Source organism: Bartonella sp. CL70QHWL, from assembly GCF_042194855.1.
In the GTDB taxonomy this organism is placed as follows: Bacteria; Pseudomonadota; Alphaproteobacteria; order Rhizobiales; family Rhizobiaceae; genus Bartonella.
On record NZ_JBHINJ010000030.1, the window covers coordinates 1 to 8,167 of the forward strand.

Here is an 8,167-nt window from a genome sequence, read left to right on the forward strand (position 1 = left end):
ATGAAATTTGAGACGTTGAATTATGCTATTCAGGATGTTCGGAAAGAAGCAAGACAAGCTGCTGCTATTGGTCTAGCAGTATCTAATTTAAGCTATGACGATACACCAGGAAAATTAAGTTTTTCATTTGGTACGGGTGTATGGCGCAGTCAATCTGCACTTGCTCTTGGAGCTGGTTATATGTCTGAAAATGGAAGATTTCGCTCTAACGTATCTGCAACGAGTTCTGGGGGACATTGGGGGGTAGGTGCTGGATTTAGGGTAACACTGAATTAACAATAGAAAATTCGAAATAAATTTTCCTTCTCTTATCAAATGCGTTACATGTGCCATTTAAAGAGAAGGAAAGTTATTTTCATCATAAATGAATAGCAATAGAAGATAAGGGCGTATTTCGAGTAAAAATATATTTTTTATTATGAAATTTTATATGAAAAAATCATTTATCATCTCCAAAAGGAATTATTTGAGTAATCGATATTTATTTTTAATATATTGTAATAATATTATTAATGAATGCAGCATTGTTTTTTATGACAAGATAGGGGGTATTTTATTTTGCATAATTCTACTGCTGATAAGATTATTATTGGATTGTATAATGCCATAAAAGGTGATCAATTACATGACAGTGAGCAGCAGATTAAGACAGTTTTTAATGATGCGAAAAAATATATAGATAAATGTTTTTCTGAATCCATAGTATAATGCAATGAGTAATGTTGTTAATGATGCAAAATCTTACACGGATACAAAATTTGAAGCATTAAGATGTGATATTAAGACAGCTCAGAAAGAAGCAAGACAGGCATCCTCTGTTGGTTTAGAAGTATCGAATTTAAGTTATTTTAATATCCTTTGGTCTTTAAGTCTTTGTTTTGGTAGTGGTTTATGGCGTAGTCGATTGGCTTGAGCTATTGGAACCGTTTATATGTCAGAAGATGGAAAGATTCGCTCTAATATATCTGTCACGAGTGCAAGAGGTTACAGGGGGTTAAGTGCAGGAGTAAACTTAACACTGCATTAATAATAAAAAACGCATTCGCCCTTGTTTCATCAGACAAGGGTAAAAATTTTATAAAGAAGTGATATTTTACACAGAAACTCATAGAGTAGTATACTTGTAAAGTTTTATAACAATGTATTCTGTAATAATAATCTTAGTGGGACTAATTTTAGTTACAGTGAAGCATTTTAACAAAAAAAATTACAAATGCAGAGTGATGTTTTTATATAAATTAATAGAGCACGCGTAATCGCACAATATTTTAAAACTGTACAGTTTATAATTTTATTAATAGGAATATCCACTAGGGGGTATGCTTAAAGAAATAAAAAATCTCATTTTTTCCATTTTTATTATTTTCTTTGTATGTAGCAGCGGGAATGATTAAGTAAGACTCACTTTGATCACAACAGGGATATTTAAAGCATAACGATGCACCAGCACTTTTATAAAAGCCTAAAGTGTAAACAATGAGGCTATGAATTCTAGAATTATTTCAAGAATCAGAAAGACGCATTATATAAAAATATAAAAAAATAATTAAATTATTTTTTCCTTGCTATTTTTTAATAATCTGTATAGAGTGCGAAAAATTAATTAAAAGAAACTAGAAATCTTCTCGCAAAGCGGGGTGCGGTAAGTTATGGAAAAATTACAAAATCACAATCGTCTGATCTCAAAAAGCTTTAAGAGATACAAATATAAAACTCATGGGTATCTCGCTTATTTTCACGACAAAAGCACAATAACCCTACAAAAAACGCTCTAAATTACTCAACAAACAACTTAACTCCCTTGCGCAATAAACATCCTTTATTGCCTCTTAAACACACAACACTTAATAATAGCGCGCAAACATGTTTTTTCTACACTTCTTTCACCTTTCTTCGCCTTTAAATTTAAAGGCTCTGCTACAGAAAGAAAATCCCCCCTAAAAGGGGAAAATAAACCTTATTAATCGGACTATCAATCAAGGTGGACTACAACCTCATTGATATCTTAGATAGTCCTCTTCCGCATTATGACAACCCTAATCTTTTATAAAACAAGAAAAAACTACCTCTAGAGCTTAGTAGCACCGGAATATGTCTTTTTAATGTTTTTAATATGTTTTTTTTACTTAGAGGATTTATTATGAAAAAAATATTATATACCACACCACACACACTAGCAGTGAGTAATTTAAAAAATTCTTGCTCGTCTTATCGATTACCTTTTATAAAAACGCTTTCATTAGTGTCAGTAGCTGCTTTTTTATCAAATGCTTCTCCTGTTTTTGCTTGTGATCTTTGGGGTAATGTAGAACAGTATTTTGGCGGAGGTACAAATATACGTAAAAGTATTGCGCCAACCTATATAATTAGAGGTAAAATATATAGAGATGTTGGTTCTGCGTTGTATGGTTTGGAGAATTATGTCGCTGAATCCACGTATGATAAGTTTGTTAAGCAAGATGCATCAGGACTTATTACAATTGGTGCGGACGTAGGTGGTAATAGAATAACTATCGCAAATAGCTCTCATGGATTGAGGACTCTTACTGGTGTTGCTGATGGTTGGGTTTCGCCAATCTCATATGATGCAGTCAATGGTTCTCAGCTTTTTTCCCAAGGCATCAGTACTGCGATCTCTTTTGGCGGTGGTGCTGGATACGATAGAAAAGGAAACTGGATAACTCCTACTTTTACAGTTAAGGTCTTTGATAAAAATGGTGATGGAGCTGAAAAGGACTATAAGAATGTTGCGGATGCCTTTACTGGCGTAAGTAGTTCTTTCACGAATCTTGATGCAAAGATTGAAAATATTAAGGTGGCAAGTAATAGTCTTGTTAAGCAAGATGATACAGGACTTATTAGCATTGGTGGAAAAGTAAGTGGAACTAAGGTAAGCATTGCAAACGTTGATAATGCAGTTCGGACTCTTACAGGTGTTAAGGCTGGTTCGATTACAGCAGTGTCTACTGATGCGATAAATGGTTCTCAACTTTATTCCATGAGCAATGTAGTTGCAGGCTATTTTGGCGGTGGTGCTGGTTATAAAGATGGAAACTGGAGTGCTCCTACTTTTACAGTTAAGGTCTTTGATAAAAATGGTAATGGAGCTGAAAAGGACTATAAGAATGTTGCGGATGCCTTTACTGGCGTAAGTAGTTCTTTCACGAATCTTGATAAAAAGATTGAGAATATAGTCATTGATGGGACAGGTGATAATCTTGTTAAGCAAGATGATACCGGACTTATTACCATTGGTGGAAAAGTAAGTGGGGCCAGGGTAAATATCGCGAATGTTGATAATGTGGCACGGACTCTTGCGGGTGTTAAGGCTGGTTCGATTACAGCAACATCGACTGATGCGATAAATGGCTCTCAATTTTATGCCATGAGCAATGTAGTTGCAGGCTATTTGAGTGATAATGCTGGATATGATAAAGATGGAAACTGGAATGCTCCTACTTTTACAGTTAAGGTTTTTGATAAAAATGGTAGTGGGACTGAAAAGAACTATCAGAATGTTGGGGATGCGCTTTCTGGTGTAAGTAGTTCTTTTACGAATCTTAATCAAAAGATCGAAAGTGTGACAGGTGATAGTTTTGTTAGGCAAAATAGCGTTGGGCTTATTACGATTGGTGGAGACAAGGGTGGCAATAGAATAGATATTGCAAACAGTGTTAATTTTCCACGAGTTCTCTCTGGTGTTAAGGGGGGTGCATTTACGGCAACATCGACCGAAGCAGTAAATGGTGGTCAAATTTATTTTATGACTCAGGCATTTGCAAGTTATTTTGGCGGTGGTGCTGGATATGATAAAGCGGGAAAATGGTCAGATCCTACATTTACAGTTAAAGCCTTTGATAAGGATGGTAATGAAACTGAGAAAAACTATACTAATGTTGCAGATGCGTTTTCTGGCGTTAATAGTGCTTTCAAAATTTTGAATAAGGAGATTGTTAGTATAAAGAATGGCCTTGGTGTTGGTGAAACAGAGAGTAAATCACTAGATGGTGATCCTTCGGATATTTTTTCAGAAGGCTTTCCTTTTATGAGAAGCGCACGTTTTCTAAGAAGCTTACCTCTTGCCATAGATGAGGAAGAAAGCACCATAGATGAGGCGGATAATTCAACCACGGTAACTGTTGCTCCTAGTGAAATTTTAGAAAAGTCAACTTATGAGGTGACTGACAGTCAGTTTTCGCAGATGAGTAGCAGGGTAACCGAAGTTGAAAAAAATGTAACCGACGTTACAGGCAGGGTAACAGAAGTTGAAAACAAGGTGAATGTTGCGGTTAGCTATGATACCGATGATAGCGGAAAGAAAATCAATAGCATCACTCTAAAAGGTGTCGATGACAGTGAGCCTGTTTTGATTACGAATGTTCAAGGTGGAAAAATTGAACATGGCTCTAAGGACGCAGTGAATGGTGGTCAGTTATACGATCATACCGCGGAGCAGATGAAGATTACTCTTGAAAGTGCGAAAGAGTATACTAAAGAACAAGTCGATAATGGTGTTAATGCGGCGAAATCCTATACCGATATGAAGTTTGACGCACTAAGTTATGATATTACGAATGTGCGCAAAGAGGCAAGGCAAGCAGCAGCGATTGGTTTGGCAGTCTCTAACTTACGTTACTTCGATGACCCAGGATCTGTGAGTGTTTCATTTGGTGGTGGTTTTTGGCGTGGACAATCTGCCTTTGCGATTGGTGCAGGTTATACATCTGAAGATGGCAAGATTCGTTCTAATCTATCAGCAACCAGTGCTGGCGGTCAGTGGGGTGTAGGTGGTGGAATAACTCTGAAATTAAAATAACACCAGAGAATATGAAAAACTACAATTTAAGCGAAGTTTCGCCCTTGTCTCATCAGACAAGGGCGAAATTTTATATTATAGAGAAGTAATATTTTACAGAGAAGTCCATAGAGTAGTATACTTATAAAGTCTTATAACAAGGTATTCTATAGTAATAATCTTAGTGAGATTGATTTTAGTAAAAAGTGAATTACTTTAACAAAAATTTTATAAATACAGCGTAATACTCTCATATAAATTGATAGAGTGCGTAATCGCACAGTATTTTAAAACTGTACGTTCTATAATTTCATTGATAGAAAATATCCATTGGGGGGATACGTTTAAAAAAATCAAAAATCGTATTATTATTATTTTATTTATTTGCTCTGTGCATAGCAGTAGCAATCATGAGGTACGCAACAGCGGCAATTATTAGTAAGACTCATTTTGATCAAAATGGGACACCTAAAACGAACGATTAAACAGAACCTCTAGACAAGTCTATAGTGCATGGAATCTATGAATTTTAAAGTTATAAGGATATTTTACGGTTGTATAAATCGGAAAGACTCATTCTGTAAAAATAATTAAATTCATTTTCCTCTTGCTATTTTACGCAATAGTCTATAACATCGCGAAATATTCTTTAGTAAGACTCATTTTGGTAAAAACAGAAAGATGCTCGCAAGGGGGGCGCGACGGATTATGAAAAAAACAAACAATCACCTTCATTTTACTTTGAAGCTCTTTGAGAGAAAAAAATCCAAAGCCCAAGAGTATGCCTCTTATCCCCGCGATAAAAGCGTAATGATTTCACAACAAGTACTCTAAATCATTCAGCCAACAACTTAACCTTTTCCCCTAATAAACATTACAGCCTCTTAATTATACAAAATGAACTCTTTTACTTTAAAAACTATAAACCGCAGATCTAACAATAGGGCGCAAGTATGTCTTCTTCATATCCGTTTTTCACCCTCATTCAGGAGTTTTGTTGCAAAAAAAAGCATCCTTCTTAAAAGCGGAAAAAATAAAAAACCCATTAACCAAACCTTTAATCAACGTCCATCACAACCTTGCCGGACTTCTAATTACTTCTGTTCGCCTCTGCGGCAAACTCAAACTTTATAGAGAACAAACAAAAATCACGTCGTTAATCACCCCTAGCACTGAAATATGACTTTTTAATGTTCTAAATATGTATTTCTTATTTGGAGAATTTGTTATGAAAAAATTATATACCACACCAAAAGCGCTAGTGGTGAATGATTGTAAAAATTCTTGCTCGTTTTATCGACGGCTTTTTATTAAAGCGCTTTCATTGGCTTCAGTGATTATCTTTTTATCAAATGTTTCTCCTGTTGCTGCTGCTACTCAGATTTTAAATAACAAATCAAACGACTTTAGTGGTGGTGCAAATGCGCTTAAAGGTATACCGCCAGCCTATGTAGTTGGCAGTAAATTGTATAGAGATAGTGGCTCTGCATTTGTGGAGGGGGAGGATACCCCCAAGAACTTTAGTCTTAATATTAAGTTTCAGACTAAAGCTGCTTTTGATACTGCATTTGCAGGTACGGAAGGTTATAAGAATGTAGAAGGTTATAAAAGTGTTGCGGATGCATTTTCTGGCACTAATAGTGATTTGGCAGGTTTAAATCATCAGATTGTTGAGATAAAGGAACCCCATGCTATTGGGGAAAAACAAGATAATCCATCTCAAAGTGATGATCAGCATAAGAACACAGACAGCTTTTCTCTTATAAGAAGCTTATCTCGTGAACTAGCCCGAGCGGATGATGAAAAGAAGATAACTATTGCTGCTACCTCACCATTAACTCAAATAACTATTCGGAATAGTGAAGGTGAGACACGGCGTCTTTTGGATGTTTCTCCTGGTGAACTCTCAAAAACGTCAACCGATGCCGTTAATGGTTCCCAGCTTTATGCTCTAGGTGATAAAGTTGCAAAATCTTTAGGTGGTAACGCTAAGTATGAGAATGGCACGTGGACTGCTCCTACATTCAAGGTTAAGCGCTTCAATTCTGATGGTGACGTTACTGACTCGACTTATGACAGTGTCGCGTCTGCCTTTGCCGGTGTTGGTGATTCTATCACGAATATTAAAAATGAGATTAGCAAAGAAATTGCTGGTGAAAAAAGTGATTCTTTAATCTGGAGCCAAACGGCGAATGCCTTTGTAGCGACGCATGGGGACAGTAAAGAGAACAGCAAGATTACGTCTCTTAAAAATGGAGACATTAGTAGAACGTCAACGGATGCTGTAGCTGGTAACCAGTTATATGCTCTAGGGAGCGATGTTGCGCAGTCTTTAGGTGGTGGTGCTAAGTATGAGGATGGCCACTGGAGCAAACCTAAGTTCACGGTTAAAACAGTAAAATCTGATGGTACTGAGAGTGAGGAGAGCTATACAGATGTGGCTTCAGCGTTTGCCGGTGTAGGCACTTCTTTCACGGATTTACATAAAGAGATTACCAATGAAATTAGCACTGCTCAGGCTGATGCGTTGTTGTGGGATAAGGCTAAAGGTGCCTTTGTAGCGACGCATGGAGAGAAAGATAGCAAAAGCAATAGCAAGCTTACATCTCTTTTAGATGGCACCATTAATGCTGGTTCCACGGATGCCGTAACGGGTAATCAGCTTCATAAATTGGGTGGCGATGTTGCAAAATCTTTAGGTGGTAACGCTAGGTATGAGAATGGCACGTGGACTGCTCCTACATTCAAGGTTAAGCGCTTCAATTCTGATGGTGACGTTACTGACTCGACTTATGACAGTGTCGCGTCTGCCTTTGCCGGTGTTGGTGATTCTATCACGAATATTAAAAATGAGATTAGCAAAGAAATTGCTGGTGAAAAAAGTGATTCTTTAATCTGGAGCCAAACGGCGAATGCCTTTGTAGCGACGCATGGGGACAGTAAAGAGAACAGCAAGATTACGTCTCTTAAAAATGGAGACATTAGTGGAACCTCAACGGATGCTGTAGCGGGTAACCAGCTTCATGCTCTAGGGAGCAGTGTTGCAAAATCTTTAGGTGGTAATGCTAAGTATGAGAATGGAACTTGGAGTGCGCCTACATTCACAGTTAAGAGCGTGAAAGAAGATGGCAAAACAGAAGATAAAGAGTATCATGATGTAGCAACAGCGTTTGCTGGTGTAGGAACTTCTTTCGCGAATGTGAATAATTCTATCACGAATATTAAGGATGAAATTAGCAAAGATATTGCTGAAGCAAAGAGTGATTCCTTGAATTGGAGCGACACTGCACATGCTTTTGTAGCGACGCATGGTGAAGAGAATGCAAGCAGCAAGATAACATCGCTTACCAATGGGTCTATAACTAAAGACTC

At 37.0% G+C, this 8,167-nt stretch carries 3 protein-coding genes and 1 pseudogene; all 4 read left to right on the forward strand.

Annotation, left to right across the window (positions count from 1 at the left end; all coding sequences use genetic code 11):
- Positions 1–276, forward strand: a 276-nt coding sequence (locus ACFIJZ_RS08815) for a YadA-like family protein (RefSeq protein ID WP_375631735.1), incomplete at its 5' end; no start/stop codon positions are given.
- A gap of 436 nt (positions 277–712) precedes the next feature.
- Positions 713–913 carry a hypothetical protein gene (locus tag ACFIJZ_RS08820; protein ID WP_273791568.1) on the forward strand — a complete coding sequence of 67 codons (201 nt, stop codon included), beginning with the start codon at positions 713–715 and terminating at the stop codon, positions 911–913.
- A gap of 1,227 nt (positions 914–2,140) precedes the next feature.
- Positions 2,141–4,816 (forward strand): YadA-like family protein, encoded by a 2,676-nt coding sequence (locus ACFIJZ_RS08825; RefSeq protein ID WP_375631737.1) that lies wholly within the window; start codon positions 2,141–2,143, stop codon positions 4,814–4,816.
- A 1,207-nt stretch (positions 4,817–6,023) separates the two neighbouring features.
- Positions 6,024–8,167, forward strand: a pseudogene (locus ACFIJZ_RS08830) (hypothetical protein); the annotation flags it as partial.

Coding starts and splice junctions, on each gene's coding strand:
- ACFIJZ_RS08820 (WP_273791568.1), top strand. CDS start 713: ATGAGTAATGTTGTTAATGATGCAAAATCTTACACGGATACAAAATTT.
- ACFIJZ_RS08825 (WP_375631737.1), top strand. CDS start 2,141: ATGAAAAAAATATTATATACCACACCACACACACTAGCAGTGAGTAAT.